Source organism: Allorhizobium sp. NPDC080224 (assembly GCF_050281005.1).
Lineage (GTDB): Bacteria > Pseudomonadota > Alphaproteobacteria > Rhizobiales > Rhizobiaceae > Allorhizobium.
In genome coordinates this window covers 401,408-423,080 of sequence record NZ_JBNNWJ010000002.1, presented here as the reverse complement: position 1 = coordinate 423,080, position 21,673 = coordinate 401,408, and the positions used below count along the sequence as shown (strand labels likewise).

General features: G+C 62.2%; 24 protein-coding genes. 12 read left to right on the top strand and 12 right to left on the bottom strand.

Features of this window, described 5'->3' with window-relative positions; translation table 11 throughout:
• A complete protein-coding gene (gene tlpA, locus ACQKP1_RS20350; RefSeq protein WP_427276756.1) occupies positions 1-666 on the bottom strand; it encodes a thiol:disulfide interchange protein TlpA in 666 nt (221 codons plus the stop codon).
• 24 nt (positions 667-690) lie between these two features.
• Here tlpA and argH point away from each other — a divergent pair, with 24 nt between their 5' ends.
• The 4 genes from argH (at position 691) to ACQKP1_RS20330 (ending at position 6,465) form a co-directional block, all read left to right on the top strand.
• Positions 691-2,094 carry an argininosuccinate lyase gene (gene argH / locus ACQKP1_RS20345; protein WP_427276755.1) on the top strand — a complete coding sequence of 468 codons (1,404 nt, stop codon included), beginning with the start codon at positions 691-693 and terminating at the stop codon, positions 2,092-2,094.
• Positions 2,095-2,203: 109 nt separating this feature from the next.
• Positions 2,204-2,392, top strand: coding sequence for an LPS translocon maturation chaperone LptM (lptM, locus tag ACQKP1_RS20340; RefSeq protein WP_203018356.1), 189 nt, complete (start codon positions 2,204-2,206; stop codon positions 2,390-2,392).
• 13 nt (positions 2,393-2,405) lie between these two features.
• Positions 2,406-3,674 carry a diaminopimelate decarboxylase gene (gene lysA / locus ACQKP1_RS20335; protein ID WP_427276754.1) on the top strand — a complete coding sequence of 423 codons (1,269 nt, stop codon included), beginning with the start codon at positions 2,406-2,408 and terminating at the stop codon, positions 3,672-3,674.
• A gap of 133 nt (positions 3,675-3,807) precedes the next feature.
• Positions 3,808-6,465, top strand: a complete 2,658-nt coding sequence (locus ACQKP1_RS20330) for a TIGR02302 family protein (protein WP_427276753.1) — start codon at positions 3,808-3,810, stop codon at positions 6,463-6,465.
• Positions 6,466-6,497: 32 nt separating this feature from the next.
• On the opposite strand, the gene ACQKP1_RS20325 is transcribed toward ACQKP1_RS20330, so the two are convergent.
• Positions 6,498-7,220: an SDR family oxidoreductase gene (locus ACQKP1_RS20325; protein ID WP_427276752.1), complete on the bottom strand. Its 723-nt coding sequence runs from the start codon at positions 7,218-7,220 to the stop codon at positions 6,498-6,500.
• 69 nt (positions 7,221-7,289) lie between these two features.
• On the opposite strand from ACQKP1_RS20325, the gene ACQKP1_RS20320 reads away from it, so the two are divergent.
• Entirely contained in the window at positions 7,290-7,934 is a 645-nt protein-coding gene (locus ACQKP1_RS20320) for a TetR/AcrR family transcriptional regulator (protein WP_427276751.1), read from the top strand.
• An 11-nt stretch (positions 7,935-7,945) separates the two neighbouring features.
• Here the strand turns inward: ACQKP1_RS20320 and ACQKP1_RS20315 are convergent, their stop codons facing one another.
• The 3 genes from ACQKP1_RS20315 to ACQKP1_RS20305 form a co-directional block, all read right to left on the bottom strand.
• Positions 7,946-8,305, bottom strand: a complete 360-nt coding sequence (locus ACQKP1_RS20315; protein ID WP_006724553.1) for a response regulator — start codon at positions 8,303-8,305, stop codon at positions 7,946-7,948.
• Between the two features lie 150 nt (positions 8,306-8,455).
• A complete protein-coding gene (hpt, locus tag ACQKP1_RS20310; protein ID WP_006724552.1) occupies positions 8,456-8,998 on the bottom strand; it encodes a hypoxanthine phosphoribosyltransferase in 543 nt (180 codons plus the stop codon).
• Between the two features lie 82 nt (positions 8,999-9,080).
• Positions 9,081-9,734 (bottom strand): hypothetical protein, encoded by a 654-nt coding sequence (locus ACQKP1_RS20305; protein WP_427276750.1) that lies wholly within the window; start codon positions 9,732-9,734, stop codon positions 9,081-9,083.
• A gap of 200 nt (positions 9,735-9,934) precedes the next feature.
• Here ACQKP1_RS20305 and ftsE point away from each other — a divergent pair, with 200 nt between their 5' ends.
• The 4 genes from ftsE (at position 9,935) to ACQKP1_RS20285 (ending at position 13,266) form a co-directional block, all read left to right on the top strand.
• Positions 9,935-10,594 carry a cell division ATP-binding protein FtsE gene (gene ftsE, locus ACQKP1_RS20300; RefSeq protein ID WP_054149910.1) on the top strand — a complete coding sequence of 220 codons (660 nt, stop codon included), beginning with the start codon at positions 9,935-9,937 and terminating at the stop codon, positions 10,592-10,594.
• Positions 10,587-11,597: a cell division protein FtsX gene (locus ACQKP1_RS20295; RefSeq protein WP_427276749.1), complete on the top strand. Its 1,011-nt coding sequence runs from the start codon at positions 10,587-10,589 to the stop codon at positions 11,595-11,597. Before ftsE ends, ACQKP1_RS20295 begins: the two co-directional genes overlap by 8 nt.
• Positions 11,598-11,682: 85 nt before the next feature.
• Positions 11,683-12,399, top strand: a complete 717-nt coding sequence (locus ACQKP1_RS20290; protein ID WP_427276748.1) for a YdcF family protein — start codon at positions 11,683-11,685, stop codon at positions 12,397-12,399.
• An 81-nt stretch (positions 12,400-12,480) separates the two neighbouring features.
• Entirely contained in the window at positions 12,481-13,266 is a 786-nt protein-coding gene (locus ACQKP1_RS20285; RefSeq protein WP_427276747.1) for a lysophospholipid acyltransferase family protein, read from the top strand.
• A gap of 31 nt (positions 13,267-13,297) precedes the next feature.
• Here the strand turns inward: ACQKP1_RS20285 and ACQKP1_RS20280 are convergent, their stop codons facing one another.
• A complete protein-coding gene (locus ACQKP1_RS20280) occupies positions 13,298-13,825 on the bottom strand; it encodes a gamma-glutamylcyclotransferase (protein ID WP_427276746.1) in 528 nt (175 codons plus the stop codon).
• A gap of 50 nt (positions 13,826-13,875) precedes the next feature.
• On the opposite strand from ACQKP1_RS20280, the gene ACQKP1_RS20275 reads away from it, so the two are divergent.
• Complete coding sequence (locus ACQKP1_RS20275; protein WP_427276745.1) at positions 13,876-14,886, top strand: DUF2125 domain-containing protein; 1,011 nt, start codon at positions 13,876-13,878, stop codon at positions 14,884-14,886.
• 15 nt (positions 14,887-14,901) lie between these two features.
• Here the strand turns inward: ACQKP1_RS20275 and ACQKP1_RS20270 are convergent, their stop codons facing one another.
• The 3 genes from ACQKP1_RS20270 to ACQKP1_RS20260 form a co-directional block, all read right to left on the bottom strand.
• Positions 14,902-15,843 (bottom strand): prephenate/arogenate dehydrogenase family protein, encoded by a 942-nt coding sequence (locus ACQKP1_RS20270; RefSeq protein WP_427276809.1) that lies wholly within the window; start codon positions 15,841-15,843, stop codon positions 14,902-14,904.
• Complete coding sequence (hisC, locus tag ACQKP1_RS20265; RefSeq protein WP_427276744.1) at positions 15,825-16,928, bottom strand: histidinol-phosphate transaminase; 1,104 nt, start codon at positions 16,926-16,928, stop codon at positions 15,825-15,827. The genes ACQKP1_RS20270 and hisC overlap by 19 nt, the downstream gene beginning before the upstream one ends.
• A 134-nt stretch (positions 16,929-17,062) precedes the next feature.
• Positions 17,063-17,815 (bottom strand): class I SAM-dependent methyltransferase, encoded by a 753-nt coding sequence (locus ACQKP1_RS20260; RefSeq protein ID WP_427276743.1) that lies wholly within the window; start codon positions 17,813-17,815, stop codon positions 17,063-17,065.
• A gap of 90 nt (positions 17,816-17,905) precedes the next feature.
• Here ACQKP1_RS20260 and gloB point away from each other — a divergent pair, with 90 nt between their 5' ends.
• A complete protein-coding gene (gloB, locus tag ACQKP1_RS20255) occupies positions 17,906-18,676 on the top strand; it encodes a hydroxyacylglutathione hydrolase (protein ID WP_427276742.1) in 771 nt (256 codons plus the stop codon).
• Complete coding sequence (locus ACQKP1_RS20250) at positions 18,676-19,098, top strand: cupin domain-containing protein (protein ID WP_427276741.1); 423 nt, start codon at positions 18,676-18,678, stop codon at positions 19,096-19,098. Before gloB ends, ACQKP1_RS20250 begins: the two co-directional genes overlap by 1 nt.
• A gap of 9 nt (positions 19,099-19,107) precedes the next feature.
• On the opposite strand, the gene ACQKP1_RS20245 is transcribed toward ACQKP1_RS20250, so the two are convergent.
• Genes ACQKP1_RS20245 through ACQKP1_RS20235 form a run of 3 tightly spaced genes read right to left on the bottom strand, consistent with a single transcriptional unit; the run spans position 19,108 to position 21,434 of the window.
• Positions 19,108-19,749 carry a lysoplasmalogenase gene (locus ACQKP1_RS20245; protein WP_427276740.1) on the bottom strand — a complete coding sequence of 214 codons (642 nt, stop codon included), beginning with the start codon at positions 19,747-19,749 and terminating at the stop codon, positions 19,108-19,110.
• Positions 19,750-19,760: 11 nt separating this feature from the next.
• A complete protein-coding gene (gene yddG, locus ACQKP1_RS20240) occupies positions 19,761-20,639 on the bottom strand; it encodes an aromatic amino acid exporter YddG (protein ID WP_427276739.1) in 879 nt (292 codons plus the stop codon).
• Positions 20,640-20,672: 33 nt separating this feature from the next.
• Positions 20,673-21,434, bottom strand: a complete 762-nt coding sequence (locus tag ACQKP1_RS20235) for a DUF3108 domain-containing protein (protein WP_427276738.1) — start codon at positions 21,432-21,434, stop codon at positions 20,673-20,675.
• Between the last annotated feature and the right edge of the window lie 239 nt (positions 21,435-21,673).

Genomic DNA, 21,673 nt, shown 5'->3' with positions numbered 1-21,673 from the left:
TCAGCTGCCCGTCGCTGCCGCCATCACCAACGCCTTGGCGTCCGCGCCGTCCCAGACGGCCGGACCGTTCATGCTACCGAGCAGGCACCCCCTGCCATCAACGAGCAGCGTGACCGGCAGACCGAAGGCAAGCCCCTCACGCTTCAGCTGGTTGAATACCCCCATGGACGCGTCGCGATAGAGACCGAGCGCATCGACGCCGGTCTCTTCCATGAAGGTCTGCGGCTTTTCGACATCGCCGGTGTCGATGTTGATGGCGAGCACCTGGAAAGCTTCCCCGCCAGTTGCCTCCTGCAGGTTGTTGAGGGCGGGCATTTCTTCGCGACAGGGCACGCACCAAGTGGCCCAGAGATTGATCAGCACCGTCTTGTCGGCGAAGTTTGCCATGGTCATCGGTATACCTTCCTTGTTCTGGAAGGTCAGACCCTGGATGAGCTTCGGTTCGCTGACCGGGATCATCGCTGCGACATCGCCTTTCAGATAGGGCGTGATGGCTTCTGCCCTGGCGACAGAACCCTCGCATTGCGCGGCATCTGCGGTCTCCACGGCATTGCCAGACATGGTCTGATTCACGTATACCGCAGCCGCGCCGGCGACGATGCCGGCCACCGCCGCAATCGCAACCAGCTTGGCAGGGAAGAGGCCCGCGGGTTTCTTTTCTGTCATGTCATTCTCCAGGACGGGCACTTCATGGCCGAGGACTTTACCGACACCAAATCCTCCAACCAGATGTGGGGCGGTCGCTTCGCCTCCGGCCCTTCGGCCATTATGGAGGAGATAAATGCCTCCATCGGTTTCGACAAGAAGCTTTACGCCCAGGATATCCGCGGCTCAAAAGCGCATGCGACCATGCTGGCGCAACAAGGCATTATCTCGAACGAAGATAAAGACAAGATCCTTCACGGCCTGGACACGATCCTGTCAGAGATTGAAAGCGGTCAATTCGTCTTCTCGCGCAAGCTCGAAGACATCCATATGAACATCGAGGCGCGCCTTGCTGACCTGATCGGCCCGGCCGCCGGTCGCCTGCACACGGCCCGCTCGCGCAACGACCAGGTGGCACTCGATTTCCGCCTCTGGGTGAAGGAAGAGCTGCAGAAGACGGAAGCCGCTCTTTCCGGTCTCATTGCGGCCTTCCTCAACCGTGCCGAAGAACACGCCGACACGGTGATGCCCGGCTTTACCCATCTCCAGACGGCCCAGCCGGTGACCTTCGGACACCACTGCATGGCCTATGTCGAGATGTTTGGCCGTGACCGCCAGCGCGTGCGCCATGCCATCGAACACCTCGACGAAAGCCCGATCGGTGCTGCCGCGCTTGCCGGCACAGGCTACAACATCGACCGCCACATGACGGCGCAAGCCCTTGGCTTCCGCGAACCGACCCGCAATTCGATCGACACGGTGTCCGACCGCGACTTTGCGCTGGAGTTTCTCTCGATCGCCTCGATCTCAGCCGTCCATCTGTCGCGGCTTGCGGAAGAGATCGTCATCTGGTCGACGCCGCAATTCGGCTTCATCCGACTGTCGGACGCGTTTTCGACTGGCTCGTCGATCATGCCGCAGAAGAAGAACCCGGACGCCGCCGAACTGGTGCGCGCCAAGACCGGCCGCATCAACGGCTCGCTGATTGCCCTTCTGACCGTGATGAAGGGCCTGCCGCTCGCCTATTCCAAGGATATGCAGGAAGACAAGGAACAGGTCTTCGATGCTGCCGAAAGCCTGGAACTGGCGATTGCCGCCATGACCGGCATGGTCACCGACATGACCATCCGCACCGACAAGATGAAAGCGGCTGCGGGTTCCGGCTACTCGACCGCGACCGACCTTGCTGACTGGCTGGTGCGGGAAGCCGGCCTCCCCTTCCGTGACGCCCACCATGTGACCGGCAATGCCGTTGCCATGGCCGAGAAGAAGGGCTGCGATCTCGCGGAGCTTTCGCTGGAAGAACTACAGAACATCAATGCGGCAATCACGGCCGACGTCTTCAACGTCCTGACGGTTGAAGCCTCGGTCGCCAGCCGCAAGAGCTTTGGCGGCACGGCGCCTTCCGAAGTCAGGAAGCAGATTGCCTGGTGGCGGGCCCGCAACTGACAGGGCAATCGATCACGCGCACATGCGCGACACATCACGAGATCAGGGGTGCACAAGCGCCCCTTTTTTCTGTACACGCTAGCACAACAATATCTTCATGGACCGGGTCATGGTGAATTCGCTGAAACGCACGACGCTTACGCTCTCTATTGTGCTGGCCGCCTCGCTGGCTCTGTCCGCCTGCGGCCGCAAGGGCGATCTAGACCCGCCGAGCACCCCTGCCAGCCAGCAGAACCAGCGCGGTGCCGAGGCGCCGGCAACGCCGGACAGCCCCTTCCTTCTCGATCCGCTTCTTTGACAGGGCTTAACCCGTGAACCATTTTGAGTATCGCGACGGCGTCCTATACGCCGAAGGCGTGGCCATCCCCGAGATCGCGCGCGCCGTCGGCACGCCCTTCTACTGCTATTCGACGGCGACGCTGGAGCGTCACTACAAGGTCTTTTCCAAGGCTTTTGATGGCGTCGATGCGCTCGTCTGCTACGCAATGAAGGCCAATTCCAACCAGGCCGTCCTGAAGACGCTGGGTCGCCTCGGCGCCGGCGTGGACGTGGTCTCGGAAGGCGAACTGCGCCGGGCGCTGGCAGCAGGCATCCCGGCAGAGCGCATCATGTTCTCCGGCGTCGGCAAGACGCCGAGCGAGATGGATTTAGCACTCGAAGCCGGCATCTACTGCTTCAACGTCGAGAGCGAGCCGGAACTGGAAATCCTGAACCAGCGGGCCATCAAGGCCGGCAAAAAGGCGCATGTCTCCTTCCGCATCAATCCTGATGTCGATGCCAAGACCCATGCCAAGATCTCGACCGGCAAGAAGGAAAACAAGTTCGGCATTTCCTACGAACGCGCACGCGCTGTCTATGCACGGGCAGCGTCGCTGGAAGGCATCCAGGTTTCCGGGATCGACATGCATATCGGCAGCCAGATCACCGATCTGCAGCCCTTCGAAGACGCCTTCCGCCTGCTGCGCGAACTCGTCGAGACGCTGCGTGGCGATGGTCACAGCATCGATCACGTCGATGTCGGCGGTGGCCTCGGCATCCCCTACAAGGACGACAACAAGCCGCCGCCCGAGCCGGATGCCTATGCGAAGATCGTCAAGGACCAGCTTTCGGAGCTGAACTGCCGCATCGTCACCGAGCCCGGCCGCCTGATCGTCGGCAATGCGGGCATCCTGGTAACCGAGGTCATCTATGTGAAGGATGGCGGTGACAAGACCTTCGTCATCGTCGATGGCGCGATGAACGACCTCATTCGCCCGACGCTCTACGAGGCCTATCACGAGATCAAGCCCGTGGTGATTTCGGCCGCGAACGCCCCGCGCATCAAGGCCGATGTCGTGGGCCCTGTCTGCGAGACCGGCGACTATCTGGCGCTCGATCGCGAGATGGCCATGCCAAAGCCGGGCGATCTGATTGCCGTCGGTTCGGCCGGTGCCTACGGCGCCGTCCAGGCCGGAACCTATAACACCCGCAGGCTGGTGCCGGAGGTTCTGGTGAACGGCGATGAGTTCCACGTGATTCGCCCGCGTCCGACCTATGAGGAGCTGATCGCGCTCGACAGCGTCCCGGACTGGCTCGCCTGAACCATTCACAATTCGGCGATGAGGCGGGAAAAGCTTGCCGCTTTTCCTTGCCGCCCTCGTCTTCGCCACAAAGACTGCTATCTTCGAGATCTGTCAGCCGTGATCATGCGCGGCGCTCTCGGAGACCAGACGGATGAGCTCTTCCCGCCCGGCCGGCCACAGACAAGGCGCCTTGAAGGACGACCCCAAGCTTGCGCGGCGCGTCGGCGTCAAACGCGTGCTCGCCCGTTCCGTGCTGTTTGCCGAGCGTCTCCTGCCGCTTTTCCTGCCGGTTTTCGGCATCGCCGCCCTCTTCGTTGCGCTTGCCTGGTTCGGCGTTTATCGTGAGGTTCCGGATCTCGTCCGCCTGGCGATTGTCTTCATCCTCGTCTTCGCCTTCGTCGCCTCCTTCCTGCCTTTCCTGAAGCTCAGGCTGCCAAGCATTGCCGAAGCCGACAGGCTGCTTGAGGAGCGCAACGGCCTCGCCCACCAGCCGGTGGCGGTGCAGGACGACCAGCTCTCAGCCGAGACGCCCTTTGCCCGCGCGCTCTGGCAGGAACACCAGCGGCGCATGGCCGAGCGGATCGCCGCCCTCGATGCCGGTCTGCCGCAGCCAGACATCGCCCGCTACGACCGTTATGCCCTGCGCGCCGTGCCAGCCCTGCTCTTCGTCACGGCACTTGCCTATTCCGGCTCCAATGGGGCAGGCTCGATCGCCGATGCCTTCCGCCAGCACGTACCGGAAAGCGAGGCACCGACGCTGCGCATCGACGCCTGGATCACCCCACCCGGCTATACAGGCCAACCGCCGGTCTTCCTCTCGGGCCTTGGCACTCAGGACGTGGCAGGTGTAACCGTGCCGCAGAAGTCCAAGGTCACCGTACGCATCAGCGGCGGCCCCTCGGACGAGAAGGTTCTGTTCGTCAAACAGGCGGACGGCACCGTTCTTGACGTGGCCGAAAAGGAAGATGCAGCGCGCAGGCCCACGGCCGGCTCCGAAATGGATGCACGCAGTCAGACGGTCGTCCCGACACCCCCACCCGCCCCGGTGACAAACACACCGATGGTCGCGCGCACCCACGAACTGGAACTGGACGACGCGGGCGAACTGCGCGTTGCCGACCGGACATGGACGATCGGCGTCACCCCAGACAAGGCACCCGAGATCGCCTTCGACGGCACGCCGCGCCGGGCGATCAACGGGGCGCTCGAAATCGCCTTCACCGCCAAGGACGACTACGGCCTGCAAAAGGCTCATGCCGAGATCGTGCCGGTCGAGGAACAGCCGGGCGCCACCCCGCTCTATCCGCTGCCCGACTACAAACTCGACCTGCCGCGGCACAATGCGCGCGACACCAAGGGTGTCGCCAGCCGCAACATCACCGAACATCCGCTCGCCGGCCAGATGGTGAAAATCACGCTGGTTGCGACCGATGGCGCCGGCCAGACCGGCCGCAGCGAGCCGATCGAGATGGTTCTGCCCGGCCGCAATTTCAACGAGCCGCTCGCCGCAGCCGTTGCCGAACAGCGCAAGGTCTTTGCGCTCGACACCCGCCAGATGCCGCAAGCGATCGCGCTGAACGAAGCACTGGTGCTGCGCGCAGACGAGACGATCCCCGATCTCGGCAACTTCATTGCGCTGGAAAGCGCCCGCGCCCGCATGAACATGGCGCGCGGCGAAGAACAGCTGAAGGATACCGCCGACTATCTCTGGGAAATCGCGCTCGGTATCGAGGATGGTGACCTGTCACTCGCGGAGCGCCGCCTGCGCGATGCCCAGCAGGCACTGTCCGATGCGCTGGAGAATGGCGCTTCCGACGAGGAAATCCAGCGGCTGATGGCAGAGCTGCGCTCGGCCATGCAGGAATTCCTGCAGGCCCTCGCGCAGCGCATGCCGAACCAGCAGGGCGAACCGCAGCAGAATGCCCAGAACATGCTGCGTCAGCAGGATCTCGACAACATGCTCGACCAGCTGGAAAACCTCGCGCGCTCCGGCAACCGCGACCAGGCGCAGCAGCTTCTGTCGGAACTGCAGCGGATGATGAACAACCTGCAGGCCGGACGTCCGCAGCAGGGCCAGCAGCAGCAGAACAGCGAGGCACGCCGTCAGATCGACAAGCTAGGCGAAATCATGCAGCAGCAGCAGCGGCTGATGGACGAGACCTTCCGCCTCGACCAGGCCCTGCGCGACCGCATGCAGCGCGGCGATCCGCAGCAGGGCGAAGAAGGTGCCGAAGGCCAGCAGCAACAAGGCCAGCAAGGACAGCAGGGCGAGCAGGGTCAGCAGGGGTTGGACGGCATGACGGCCGACCAGCTGCGCGAAGCACTGCGTCAGCTGCGCGAACAACAGGACCAGCTTGGCCAGCAGCTGGGCGAGTTGCAGGAGGGCCTGAAGGGCCTTGGCATGGAGCCCGGCCCCGGATTCGGCGAAGCCCAGCAGGAAATGCAGGGCGCCGGCGAGTCCCTCGGCCAGGGCCAGGGTGGCCCCGCCGTCGAAGGCCAGGGTCGCGCCATGGAGGCGCTTCGTCAGGGCGCCCGCGACATGATGAACCAGATGATGCAGGCGCAGCAGGGCGAGGGTGGCCAGGGTCCGCAGATGGGTCAGGGCCAGGGCAATCAGGATGGTCGCGATCCTCTCGGTCGCCCCCGCGCCACCAGCGGTCCGGATTTCGGCGAACGCGTCAAGGTGCCGGACGAGATCGATGTGCAGCGCGCCCGCGAGATTCTCGAAGCGATCCGTGAAAAGCTTGGCGAAAACTCAAGCCCCGAGATCGAACGGCGCTACCTGGAACGGCTGCTGGATATCCAGTGAGGCGGAGGGCCTCACTGGAGAGCGTTCTCAGATCACCAGGGAGTCACGCCGTCCGGTTCGTGGAAACCGCCAGATCCCTGCCGCAAGCCGAGGGCAAATTCCACGGGTAGCCGAGCCCCCTCTTCCGGCGTCATGATCCCCTGGCCCGTCAGGTCGGTTTTCACGAAGCCGGGGCTCACCGAGTTCACGGCGATGCCTTCACCCTTCAACGTCTCATGAAGCTGCACCGTCAGCATGTTCAGTGCAGCCTTGGAAGCGTTGTAGCCGATGAAGCGAGCCGCGTAGTAGGGCGAGCTCGGGTCTTTGTTGACCGCGAGTGACCCGAGTGAACTGGCGAGGTTGACGATCCGTCCTTCCGAGGACTGCCGCAACAGCGGCAGCATGGCCTGCGTGACCGAAAGCGTGCCCAGAAAATTCGTGTCCACCACCCGCCTCACAGCATCGAGCGATGCCGTGTCCGGCGGGCCATCTGCCGGATCGAATATGCCGGCATTATTGACGAGGATGTCGAGCCGGCCGAACGCCTCAGCGACGGACCGTGTGGCCGCGTCGATGGAGGCCCGGTCGAGGAGGTCGAGGGCGACGGTCGAGACGGAACGCCCCATCCGGGCGAGATCCTTGGCTTCGGCGACGAGCTTTCTCGGGTCGCGCGCCGCCATGATGACATGGACGCCTGCGGCGGCCAGTTGCCGCGAAATCTCCAATCCTATCCCTTTGTTTGCGCCGGTGACGAGGGCAATCGATCTGTCTGTCATGACGGGTCCTTCCTAAGCTGACGATGAACCAGCATAATATGAAGGATCATTCAGTTTGAGGATTCGCATTTGGCACAAGTCACGCCACAGTCTCTAACACCCCGCAAAAGGCCGCGTCAGGCCCGCGCGGCCGCGACGGTTGACGCGATCTACGAGGCAACCATTCAGGTTTTGCTGAGCGACGGACCGCACCGCCTGACGACCACCCGCGTGGCCGAACGCGCCGGCGTTTCGGTCGGCACCATGTATCAGTATTTTCCGCAAAAGCAGGCGCTGATCCATGCGCTCAACGAACGCTATCTGGAACGGCTGGCCGAGAAGATCGAGGCGACATGTCGCGAGCAACACGGCGCGCCGGCCGGCGCAATGGTCGAAGCCTTGATCGAAACCTATTGGCGGGCCAAGACCGAAAGGCCGGAGGTGACGCGTGCCCTCTACCGCTCGGTGGCAGACCTCGACAACGCAGCACTGATCGATCGCTTCGCCCGCAGGGTGGACAAGGCGACAATCGCCATGCTGGAGACGGCGAGTGACATGCGCTTTGCGGATATCAAAACGATCAATCGGACCCTGGTCACGGTGATCTTTGGCGCAGTCCGAAATGCCTTCGAACGGGAACTTGCAGACACTGAGGCCGCAGCCGTCATGCAACAACTCGTGCTGATGTGCAGGCGCTATGTGGATGGACTATCACCGGCGGCGAAGAACGCTTGAGGGAGAAGAGGTCAGCCGGCGAGCGCCGACGCGACGGCCTTGCGGATATCGGGCAGAGCAAAGGGCTTGGAGACGACATCGACGATCTTCGCCGAGAGGTCGTCGGCGCGCTCCCGCTGTTCGGCATAGCCGGTCATCAGCAGGATCTTCATCGCCGGAAATTCGGAATGGGCGCGGTGCGCGAGCTCGATGCCGTCCATGACGGGCATGCGGATATCCGACAGAAGCAGGTCAAAGGCCCCTTCGGAGAGCTTTTCCAGCCCTTCGGCGCCATCGGCAGCCTCATGCGTCTCGTGACCATCCAGGCGCAACGCGCGCGCCACGAAGGAGCGCAGGGAGTCTTCGTCTTCGGTGATGAGGATTCTCGCCATGGTTGAAGTCTTCTCCCGCGTCCTTTGAGCCTTGCGAGAGGCAAATCACCAGACTTTCCTTGTCGAGTGGTAAACGCCGGACTGGTCGTCCGGCGCGATGGTTAACAGGTCACTGCCATCAGATGGCGAGATGTTCCGTTTCGAGATGGCTCACGCGTCTCCGGTGACGACGCCGACGAAGGGCAGTTCGCGGAAGGCATAGGCCACATCCATGCCGTAGCCCACGACGAAATAGTCGGGGCATTCGAAGCCGACATAGTCAGCCTCAAACTGTTCTTTTCGCTTCACTTTCTTGTCGAGAAGCACGGCGATCGTGACATTGGCGGCACCCCGCTCGAACATCAGTTCCTTGGCGAAAAGCAGGGTGCGGCCGGACTCCAGAATATCGTCGATCAGGAGGATGTTGCGCCCCTTCACGTCGCTGTCGATGTCCTTGATGATCTTTACGCCCTGGGAGACCGTGCCTGTGCCATAGCTGGACAGGGTGATGAACTCGACCTCGGGAGCAAGACCCACATCATGCAACGCACGAATGAGGTCGGCAGCGAAGATGAAGGAGCCCTTCAGCACCGAGATGACCAGAAGATCGTCGCAGGGGCCCTTGATGATATCCTGGGCGAGTTCCAGATTGCGCTGCCGGATCTGCTCGGCGGTAAAGAGAGGTTCGATGTTCTTTCCGCGAACTACGGGCATGGGGAACTCCTTGCTTGTCGACCTCAGGTCCATGGCCGGCGGCATGCCGGAAAGGCAAGGGCCTTAGCACACTGGCAAGGGCTTAGGCACCCGACTCTTCGAAGGAAAGCCGGACTTCCGGCGTTTTTCCACCGGGATGCTGGAGACGGGTGACGATACCGCGGCTCTCGCCGCCATCCAGGCTCGCTACCGGCGGCTCGATATAGGTGCTGGCGATCACCTGTCCGTCGAGGAGAAGATCGGCACGAAGCTTGGGCACCGACACTTCCCGGGCGGTGCGGTTCTCGACGATGGCATTGAGCAGGAGAACACGCATCCCGTTGCGGTCCTGTGGCGTCAGGTTGACATGCGTGAAGTCAAGCGGCTTGGCGGCAATCTCCGGATGCTCACTGCCGCCGAAGACCAACTGCCCGGCAAGCGAGAAGATGGAAACGAAGGCAATCGCCACCAGAAGGGAGAAAGCGACGTCCGACAGCCGTTGCAGACGCTGTTCGATGGCGTAGACTGCGGTGCGGAGGATCGCGCGCAGATCGGGAGTTAGTGATGCGGAAGACGCGGATGCAGCCGGGCGCGGCGATGCCTTCGGGGTCTCACGGACCGTGACGAACTGCGCATCGACGACTTCGTGACGCGCGGCACGCTGGTGCTGGTGATCGATCCGGCGGCGGGCACGATCCGGCGGCAGGAGATCGAGGTCCGCGGCGGCGGCCTGCTTCTGGTAACGGAAAGCGCTCATGTGTGCGGACCTTTCGCACAGCCAAAATCGGATACCCCGAAAGTCGGCGGTTGAAACGAATCCTCACCAGTCGTAAATTCAATTGGTTAATGCTTCGGAAAGACGGCTGAGAAAGCCAGGCGTCCCGGGGCATGTTTACCGGCCGTTTACGATCGTCGTTTACGCGCCCCAGACCTCGGACACGTCAGACTGGGCCCCCTTTGATCCATTTCGAAAATGTCGGCCTGCGCTATGGGATGGGACCGGAGATCCTCCGCGACCTGACCTTCGACCTGCCGAAGGGGTCCTTCCAGTTCCTGACCGGCCCGTCGGGCGCCGGCAAGACGACGCTTCTACGTCTGCTCTTCATGTCGCTGCAGCCGACGCGCGGACTGATCAAGAGCTTTGGCCGCGATATCACCAGCATACCCCGCAATGAACTGCCGATGCTCCGTCGTCGCGTCGGCATCGTCTTTCAGGATTTCCGCCTGCTCGACCACCTGACGACCTATGAGAACGTGGCGCTCCCCTTGCGCGTACGCGGCAAAGCCGAACAGACCTACAAGCAGGATGTCATTGAACTCTTGAAATGGGTGGGCCTCGGCGAGCGCATCAACGTGCTGCCGCCGGTGCTTTCGGGTGGCGAGAAGCAGCGCGTGGCCATTGCCCGCGCGCTGATCGACCGGCCGGAGATCCTCCTCGCAGACGAACCGACAGGCAATGTCGATCCGCCCATGGCACGCCGGCTCCTGAGCCTCTTCCTGGAGCTCAACCGTCTCGGCACGGCGGTGGTGATTGCCACCCATGATCTGGCCTTGATGGACCAGGTGGATGCACGCCGCATGATCCTCACCGACGGGCGGCTCGACATCTATGAATGAGATCCCCCAGAACCCAAACCAGACGCCTGGTCAAAAGAAGCGCCGCATCGAGATGACGGTGAGGCCGACAGGTCCGATCCTGCCGCCGTCGAACATCCAGGGCAATGCGCTGATGGTGGTGATCGCCATCATGGCCTTCCTCGCCTGCCTGACACTGGGCGGTGTCTCCATGGTTCGCGCCACGGCCGCCGGCTGGCAGAGCGAGATCTCTCGCGAGATCACCATCCAGATCAAACCCGAAGAAGGCCTGGACATGGGCGCCGCGCTCGTCAAGGCGCGCGATCTGGCGCTCACCTTCGTTGGCACGCGTGACGGCCAGATCATGGATGACGGGGCGACCGCGCGCCTGCTCGAACCCTGGCTCGGCACGGGGCTCAACCTCGAAGACCTGCCCGTTCCACGGCTGATCGTGATCACCATCGACGAGACCAATCCGCCAGACTTCGACGCCATGCGCGCGCTTCTGAATGAAGAAGTGCCACAGGCCTTCCTCGACGACCATCGCACCTGGGTCGACCGGCTGGTGCAGATGGCCCGCACGACGGTGCTGATCGGCTCGGGCATCCTGATCCTCGTCTTCACCGCGATGGTGCTGACGGTGGTCTTTGCGACGCGCGGTGCCTTGTCGGGCAATCGCCACATAATCGAGGTGCTGCATTTCGTCGGCGCGGAGGGCAGCTTCGTCGCCCAGGAGTTTCAGAAACACTTTCTGAAGATCAGCATGAAGGGCGCAGCCGTCGGAGCCGTGCTGGCAGCAAGCTTTTTTGCACTTGCCAGTTTCTGGCAAAGCCGCTCGCTGGCAACACCGGAAAGCGACCAGGCGACGGCACTCTTCGGTACCTTCACGATCGGCTGGGGTGGCTATCTCGGCATCTTCGCGACGATGATCGTGATCGCGCTTCTGACCACCATCACGGCGCGCCTGACGGTCATGCGCACGATCTATGAAATCGATCTCATTCGCTCCGATCCGGCCCGCACGGACGGCCTTCTCGACGATTGATGAAATCTCGCATGTTGACTTGCCTTAAAGCCGCCTGTTCGCTGTGGGAAATCCCGGCTATTCACGGGCTATGAGCATGGATCGGATGACCTCGAATCAACCGCTGCGTGACGGCGACCGCCCTCCTTCCGGAGACGGCCTCTTTGCGCGCAAAGGCCTGATACGCCGGGCTTTGCGCTATGGCGGGATGCTCGTGATCCTCAGTGCCGCAGTGCTGGTGGCCGGCTTTCTGATCTTCGCTGATTCGGTGAGCAACATGCGTCCGCCCGAGACGGTGAAGGCGGATGCGATCGTCGTTCTGACCGGAGGGTACCAGCGTATCGAGCAGGCGATCGATCTTCTGAAGCGCGGTTACGGCGAAAGACTTCTGATCTCGGGGGTCAATCCCTCGACTACCGCGGGGCAGATCCGCAAGGCGACGCGCACCTCGCCCGACCTCTTCGACTGCTGCGTCGATATCGGCTATGCCGCGATCGACACGATCGGCAATGCCAACGAGACGGCGATCTGGATCCGTGACAAGGGCTATCGCTCCATCCTGGTCGTCACCAGCAACTACCATCTCTCCCGCAGCCTGATGGAATTGCGCCGCAGCGATCCGGACACCGAATTCATCGGCTATCCCGTGGTCAATGCCGATCTGAAGACGCGCGCCTGGTACAGCGAGCCGGATGCGATGCGCACCATGCTGGCCGAATACGGGAAGACGGTGATTGCCTATGTCAGGGGCGTGACCGGATGGAGCCGTGATCAGGGCCTGCGTCCGGACGGAGAAATCACCGAATCTGGCCGCACATCCTGACCAGCAAGAAGAAGCTAGCGCTTTTGCTGGCGGGACTTTTGCTCTAATGACGGTTTCGCCCGCCCTCGAGAGCCCCACGACATGATTGCCCTGCGTTCCATTCTTTTCAACATCGCCTTTTACGCGAACCTCATCCTCAGGATGATCGTGCTGTCGCCGATCTACTTCCTGCTGCCGCGCAAGAGGGCCTTCTTCGTGCCGAAGGACTGGGCACGCGCCAATCACTGGCTGATGGAGAAGATCGTCGGCACGACGTTTACGGTCGAAGGACTGGAGAACATTCCAAAGAGCGGCGGCTATATCCTGGCGCCGAAGCATCAGTCCTTCTGGGACACCTATGCGCTGCTTCCCTGGCTGGATGATCCGGTCTACATCCTGAAGCGCGAGCTGATGTGGATCCCGGTCTTCGGCTGGTATGTCGCCAAGCAGCGGATGATCCCGGTCAATCGCGGCGCCAAGGGCAAGGTCATGGCTCAAGTGATCGAACGGACCAAGTTGGAAATGGCCAATGGTCGCCAGCTGATCATCTATCCCGAGGGCACCCGCCGCCCGCCGGGCGCGCCGCCGGAATACAAATATGGCATCGCCCGTCTCTACCGCGACATCAACGTGCCCGTCGTGCCCGTCGCCATGCATCCCGGTCTCTTCTGGCCGCGCCGCAAGTTCCTACGCTTTCCGGGTCACTTCGTCGTCCGCATCCTGCCGCCGATCGAGCCGGGTCTCGATCCCGACGTCATGCAGGCAACCCTGATGGAGCGGCTGGAAGCGGCAAGCGACGAATTGCTGATCAAGACGGCCAAGGAAAACCCGCAGCTGCCGCTGCCTCCCACAGCGGTGAACAGGCTGAAGGAACTTGGAGCGCTCTAAGCGCATTCAAGACAGGAATGCGTTTGGGGCTTCAGGCTCCGTTCGCGGTGATGGCGGAAGCCACGCTCTCAAGCCAGTGGTCGCGGATGCCGATTTCCCTGAGATGGGCGACGGTATTGGCGACATAGACCGGATTGGGACCAGAGCGACCGACGGCGCCCTCGACGATCTGCGCCGCCTCCTCGACCGTGACGGCGCCTGCATATTGCGGGTGGGCCCGATCGATGACGTAGGTGAGCGCCCGGACAGAGCGGCCGTCGGAAAGCTGGGTGCGGACGTGGCGCTCGAGATAGACGCTGGTGACCAGTTCGCGTTCGCGAAGGTAGTCAACGGTGGTTTGCCACGAAGATGGCGCGACACGGAACGCGACGCCCTTGCAGGAGCCGCCCCGGTCGAGCCCCAGCACCAGTCCGGGCCGATCTTCGGTACCGCGGTGAACATAGGAGCGGACGCAGAGAGATCGACGATAACCGCCGAGCCGGGCAAGCACTCTTTCTTCATAGGGAAAGCCCGGATTCCACATCAGCGATCCGTAGCCAAAGACCCAAAATTCGTCCATATCGCACGCCAATCCAAGACACGTGAAGTGATCGCAACGAGGAGCATCCCATGGCCATGTCGACCGCGCCGGAAAGCACGATCAGCCGAAAGGTTGTCCGGCTCGGCGTTTTGATCGTCCTCGTCATCGCTGTCTATAGTGTCGGCTGGTATTTTGCTGCGGAATTTCTGAAGAAACGCATTCTGACCTTCTTCGGCGGCGGAAATCCGGCCGGCGTGACCGCGACATGCGAGGATGCGACGCTCGGAGGTTATCCCTTCCGCTTCCGGCTGAACTGCACGCGACTTGCCTTCGACGATCACTTCCAGGGCGTGGCCGCCTCCTTCGGCCCGATGCGCGCGGCAGCCCAGATCTACAATCCCGGTCATGTTGTCTGGGAGCTGGACGGGCCGGCGGAAATCCGCTCGGCGCTTGGCTTCAACACCGCCATCGACTGGACCAACATGCAGTCGAGCTTCCGTATCGGCCTATCCGGTCTGTCTCGCAGCTCCCTGATGATGGAAGGGCTGAGTGCGACGGTCACCTCGACCGTGTCGAACCTGCAGGTGCAGATGACGGCGCCGAGCGCCCAGTCGCATGTCCGCCAGAACGATGGCAATCTCGACTACGCGACACTGGTCCGCGATATGTCGGTCTCGATTGGCGGCACCAGGATCGCGCTGCCTCCGATTTCTACAAGTCTTGATACGACGTTTGCCGACAAGGGCGGATTGCTCGATCCGCGTGTGGCACAGGAGCAGAAGCTTTACGGCACCAGGGGCGAAATCCGCCGCATGGTGGTCGACATGGGAGAAGGGCGCGTGCTGACGATGAGCGGCCCCTTCGAAGTGGGTGAGGACGGCCTGATCTCGGGGCGGATCAAACTGCAGGTCGAACAGGTCCGTGCCTGGCGCGATGCCATGAAGACGGCCTATCCGGAACAAGCCAGCATGATCGACAATGTCGCCAACGTGCTTAGGGCGCTCGCCTTCGGCCGGGACGACAGCGAAGCCGAGATCACCATCCAGAACGGCGTGGCATCTCTTGGCTTCATTCCGCTTGGACAGATCCCGCCGCTTTAAGGCGGCGGAATTGGCTCACTTGTCGAGCGCGTGACGGCCGAAGTCCGGCACGTCGACATCCTGGCCTGCCTGAACGATGGAACGGCGTATGGTGCGGGTGCGCGAAAAGAGTTCGAACAGCTTGTCCCCTTCGCCCCAGCGGATCGCCCGCTGCAGATAGGCAAGGTCCTCCGAAAAGCGCGCCAGCATTTCCAGGATCGCATCCTTGTTGTGCAGGCAGACATCCCGCCACATGGTCGGGTCCGAGGCGGCCAGACGCGTGAAATCGCGGAAACCCGAAGCGGAATACTTGATGACTTCCGATTCCGTCACCGCTTCCAGATCATCCGCCGTGCCGACGATGTTGTAGGCGATGATGTGCGGCAAATGCGAAACGATGGCGAGCACCTTGTCGTGGTGCTGCGGATCCATCTCGTCACACATTGAACCCAAGGCTTCCCAAAAACCGCGCAGTCGGGCCATAGCCTCGGCGTCTGTGCCTGCGAGCGGCGTGAAGATGCACCAGCGGCCCTTGAAGAGACCTGGAAAGCCGGCGTCGGGACCGGACTTCTCCGTACCCGCCAGCGGATGTCCGGGAATGAAATGCACGCCGTCTGGCATATGCGGCGCCATCTGCGCGATGACGGATGCCTTGGTCGAGCCGACATCGGTAACGATGGCGCCGGGTTTCAGGTTGGGTGCGATCTGCTGCGCCACCGCTTCCGAGGCGCCGACCGGCACGGAGACGATGACCAGATCGGCATCCTTCACGGCATCGGCGGCAGACGCCACATAAGCCGTGCCGAGCTCCAGTTCTTCCGCCCGCTTCAGCGTCTCAGGGCTGCGGGTCGAGATCACAACCTCTTTCGCCAGGCCGAGCTTCTTCACGTCTCTTGCGATCGACGAGCCGATGAGGCCGATACCGATCAGGGCGATGCGATCGAACAGGATTTCAGACATCAGGTGCGTTCCATGAATTCGGTGAGGGCAGCGATCACGCCGGTATTGGCCTCCTCGCTGCCGATCGTCATGCGGAGTGCATTGGGAAAACCATAGGACGAGACGGCGCGCAAGACGAAGCCACGCGATGTGAGGAAAGCATCGGCATCGGATGCCCGCTTTCTGTCCTGATCAGGGAAGTGGATCAGGATGAAATTCGTGACCGAGGGCGTGACCTCCAGGCCGAGAGCGGTGAGCGCTTCCGAGACCCGGGCGAGCCAGATTTGATTGTGTTCGACGGCCTTGGCCACATGGGGCTGGTCGCGCATGGCGGCGGCTCCGGCGAAAAGCGCCGGCGTGTTGATGTTAAACGGCCCACGCACCCGGTTCATGGCATCGATGATTTCGGCAGGGCCGTAGATCCAGCCGATGCGCAACGATGCCAGCCCATAGACCTTGGCGAAGGTCCGGGTCATCACGACGTTGCGGTTGGCGGAGACCAGCTCGATACCGGCCTCATAATCGTTGCGGCGGACATATTCGGCATAGGCGGCGTCGAGCACGAGGATGACATGCGGCGGAAGCTCCGCATGCAGCCGCTTGATATCGGCATAGGGCACATAGGTGCCGGTCGGGTTGCCGGGATTGGTGAGGAAGACGATCTTCGTGCGCGCGGAGACGGCGGCAAGGATCGCATCGACGTCGACGCGCCGATCGGTTTCCATGACCGTCACGGGCGTGCCGCCGGCAGCCAGGATCTGGATGCGGTAGAGCAGGAAGCCATGTTCGGTGATGATGGCTTCGTCGCCGGGTCCGAGATAAATGTTGGCGAGCAGAGCCAGCAACTCGCCCGAACCATTGCCGCAGAGGATGTTGGCCGGGTTAAGCCCATGCACCTCGGCGATCGCATCACGCAGCACGCGCGCCTGTCCGTCGGGATAGATCTCAAGCGTTTCAGCCGCCATTCGAAAAGCGTCCATGGCCTTCGGGCTTGGACCCACCGGCGTTTCATTGGACGACAGCTTGAAGACGCGGGAAGCCCCGCCCGCATGGTCCTTGCCAGGAACATAGGCGGCGATCTCCATGACCCCGGCACGGGGTGTCGGCTTCGTCGAGGCGTTCATGAGGCGCATTCCCGGCCATCGGATGGCAAGAGGCCACCCCTTCACATGGGATTGGGATTACTGCGGAAAACGCGCTTTGTCGAGGCTGGCGAGCGCCGCAGCCTGGCGAGGGGACATCCGACACTCTACGCTTTTCAGACCTCGGTAGACCGATTGCGGGTCGTCGGCACGCCCTGTGGTGCGAGCACAGGCGCAAAGACGCGGCGCGAAGCACGCGCGGCAACGGGCAGTCCCTGATAGAGCCGCTTCTGCGCCTCGACGACGATGACACCGGAAAAGGCCGGCCAGAGAACCCGGCCAAGCCGCTCGAAGCCGCGGCGAAGGCGCAGGACTGCACGGATCTTCGACGGCGGGAAGAACAAGGCCTCTGCCGAAGCGCCGGGTGTGAAGTTGGTCTCGCGCAGCAGCGCGGTGAGCTGGCCGCGCGAATAGGGACGGCCCGAACCGAAGGGCGTGTGCTCCATGCGTGCCCAGACACCACGACGATTGGGTACGACGATGACGAGGCGGCCGCCGGGTGCCAGCACGCGCCAGACTTCCTTCAGCGTTTCGCGCGGATTCTCGGCGAATTCGAGGGAATGAACCATGAGAACGCGGTCGACCGAACTATCGGGTAGAGGCAGTTCCTCGTCGAAGACCAGCGCCGTGGCCGAGGGTTCGCCGACCGGCCAGTTCACCGCGCCCTGCCCTGCCGGCATGAAGGCCATGGTGCGCTCGGTGTCGGCACGGAAGCGTTCGAGAAAGGGAATACAGTAGCCGAGGCCTACAAGCCGTTCCTGCGGCAGGCGCGCCCAGACCGAGGAAATCGCCAAGGCAACCGATTGCTCCGCCACGCGGCCGAGCATCGTATAATAAAACTGCCTTAGATCGACGATATCGACATGCATGAACTTATTGTTAGCAGCCCATCCTTGGACTTCAAGCTGCAAGAGGGTACATTCCCGGCAACGAGGTGGGACATAAAAAGCGGGTCGACAATGAAATCACTGCAGATCGAGGTATTCCTCTGCCGAAGTGACAACTTCGGCGTGCTCCTGCATTGCCCGGAAACCGGGGAGACTGCGTCGATCGACGCACCGGAATTCGGTCCAATCGTGGCATCGGCGGAGAAGCGGGGCTGGACGATCACTCATGTCTTCACGACCCATCACCACGGTGACCATGTCGAGGCCAATCTGGCACTGAAGGAGAAATACGGCTGCGAGATCATCGGGCCGCGCAACGAGGCGGCGGTGATCCCCGGCATTGATCGCACCGTGGGCGACGGAGACGAGTTCACCTTTGCCAAGCGACCGGTGCGGGTGATCGAGACGCCGGGCCACACGGCGGGGCACATCTGCTACTACCTGCCCGAGGATATGCTGCTCTTTGCCGCCGACACGCTCTTCGCCCTCGGCTGCGGACGCCTCTTCGAGCGGTCGGCGCTAGACATGTGGCATTCCCTGCAGAAGCTTGCGTCGCTGCCCGACGAGACCATTGTCTATTTCGGCCATGAATACACACTCTCCAATGCCCGTTTCGCTTTGACGGTCGATCCGGAAAATGCCCGGCTCAGATCCCGCGCCGAACTGATCGAAATGCAGCGCAAGCGTGGCGACTTCACCATCCCGACGACCATCGGCCTGGAGAAGGAAACCAATCCCTTCCTGCGCGCCGGCGACCCGGATATCCGCCGCACGCTCGGCATGGAGGGCGCGACGAACGACGAGGTCTTCGCGGAAATCCGCAAGCGCAAGGACTCTTTCTGATGCAGGCAGCCGACATCATCGAGATCCTCGGCATGCAGCGCCATCCCGAGGGTGGCTGGTATGTGGAAACCTATCGCGACGAACACGGCGGTCCCCGCGGCCATTCGACGGCGATCTACTATCTCCTTCAGGCAGGCGAACGGTCTCACTGGCATAAGGTCAAGGATGCCGCGGAGGCCTGGCACTTCTATGCCGGTGCGCCACTTGCCCTGCACCGTTCGAAGGACGGCGTGACGCAGGAGACGGTCGTGCTGGGGCTCGATCTCGCAGCCGGTCAGCGTCCTCAGGCGATCATTGATGCCGATGAATGGCAGGCGGCGGAAAGTCTCGGCGAGTTTACCCTTGTCGGCTGCACCGTAGCGCCCGGCTTCGACTTTTCCGCTTTCGAAATGGCGCCGCCAGGCTGGGCACCGGGCGCATAAGCCCGCCAATCAGACCTCGGACAGCGTCAGCGTCAGGATCACCTGCGCTGCATAATAGGTCACCCAGACGAAGTAGGCGGCCATGCCATCGATCGGGTGATCGGGGCCCGTCCAGTATTTGCGGATCGTCAGCACGATGTCCGACATGATGAACAGCGCGGCGCCGACAAAAACGAATGGATCGTTGATGCCAAGCGTCAACCAGACCAGCACCATGAACAAGAAGACATAGACGCCGATGGGCACCGCCAGTCGTCCGGCAGGCTTCCAGATGCGCATCAGCACGCCGAAGGTCAGGATCGCGACAAGCGCGCCGGCGCTCACCCGCCAAGGCTGGGCGAAGGCAATCTCCAGGTCGGTGAGGGTCGCGAGCAACGCCACATAAGCAATATGGGCGCTCAGAAAGGCGGCAACACCCCCGACAAAGGCGCGGTCTCCCTCAAAGGCGAGCGACCAGTCGCCAAGGGCTCCGAACAAAAGGGCGGCAACCAGCAGCGGATGGGCGCCGACGGCATAGGCATAGAGAGCGAGAAGCAGGACAGGCAACGTCTTCCAGACGGCCCGGAACACTGTTTTCTCCCGCGGCAGGATCCAGAGATAGCTGGTACCGAGCGCGACCGAAAGCCAGAGGATGCCGGTCGCAGTGGCCATTCAATCTCCCGTCAGGTCGCGCGCTCCGATTTGCGGAAAACCATATCGCGAGCCGCGAGCACAGCGCCACCTGTGATAAGCAGGCATGAAAGGCCAATTCTGACGCTAATCTCGCCAAACCCAAAAATGATCAGAATCAGCGTGGACAGAAGCGGCGCGGCATAGCTGGAAACGCCGAGGATCTGGATGTCACCATTCTTCACACCATAATCCCAGACATAGAAGGCGAGCCCGACCGGAAGCAGCCCAAGGCCGATCACCGCGGCCCATTGCGCCGTCGTATCCGGCCAGACGGTGGTTTCGAGCGCGAGATGGCAGAGAAGCGAGAGAGCCGATGTCGCAAGGCAGAAGCCGGTGACGACATCGGTTGATACCTTCTCGAACTTGCGGCTGACAAGCGAATAGGCGGCCCAGGTGAAGGCGCAGAGCAAGGCGGTGAAATAGCCGAGGCTATAGGCCGGGTCGAAAGCGAAACCGTTCTTGCCGACGATGAGCGTAGTACCGGCGAGACCGCACAAAGCACCGACGATATGGTGCCAGCCAAGTCTCTCACCCGGCAGGAGCGCCGAACCAACGACGATCAGGAGCGGCCAGAGATAGGCGATCAGACCGGCCTCGACGGCCGGCGCATTCCGGAGTGCGGTGAAATAGAGAAAATGATAGCCGAAGAGGCCACCGACGCCGGCTAGCCAGACCTTCGGCGGCTGGCGAAGCTCCTTCAACCGTTCCGGCCGCGCCATGAACAACAGGATGCCGGGCAGGCTGCCGATCGCAAAGGTGATGGCCGAAAGCTGGAAGGGCGGCATGGTGCCGGAGGCCGCCGTCATCAGCGCGAGGAAGGACCACATCAGGATCGCGGTGAACCCGATGAGCGTTGCCTTGGTCTTCATGAAATCCCCTGATGCGGGGCTCGCCCGCTGAAACTAGCCGTCGAACTTTTCTGCCGTCACATGCACGGTTCCGTAGCGGGTCGGGATCCTCGCATAGACAGGAGCATATAGCTGCAGCGTCGCGGTCTTGGCAAACCAGATCTCCATGCCGCTCACCGACTTCATATATTCGATGTCCTTGCGGCCCTGACGGTAACCGGACTTCGGCACATAGCGGACCGAACAGACGATGGCCTCGCCTTTGGCACTGCCGGCAGAAAAGGTCGCGGAGCGGTTCGGCGAGAGAACGAGATCCATGCGGCTTTCGCCGTCATAGACGGGCAGCGTCTGGCCGCAGACATCCGCATTTCCAGGGAGGAGGAGAGCGCCGATCGGATCGAGGACCGACTTCAGGTCACCCGGCTGGACGGGCACCCAGGTATCCGGTTTCGGCCGCTCCGGCGTGACCTTAGTTTCCACCACATTGCCGCCAGCGAAAAGCACCTCGTAGATGTGATTGCGCTTGCCGCTCTTGTAGTCGAGCACATAGCGCTCCGGGTTCATGGCGCCGCCGGACATGCGGCCGGACACGGTGCTATTGGCAGACACCTCGCGCACGATGTCGACGAGGCTCGACGAATGAAACTGGCCGGAAATCGTGTATCGCTCGTTTTCGACGGCCGTCTGGAAGGTCATGCGCGCAATTGGCAAGACACCCAGAGAAACCTTGTAGGACGTGTCGTAGCGATATTCGGCAGCCCCGGCGCCACCGGCGAGCAGGGCGAGAAAGGCGGTAAGGAAGCCGGTCGGACGCAAATGCCATCTCCATCATCGGAATGCCGGCGGACCGGCCTCTAGAACATGCAGTCTCGCCGTGGACTGTGGCAAGAAAATATCCTACACCTGCCCTGCCGCCCGGAAAATCCAAGGTTTGGCTTGACGCGCCGGTTCTCACTGACTATAGAACCGCAACTTTCCAATCAGACGCTGTTGGATTGCCTCGCCGGCATTTGGCCGGAAGCGATGCGATGGCCTAGAAAAACAATAGGTGTACC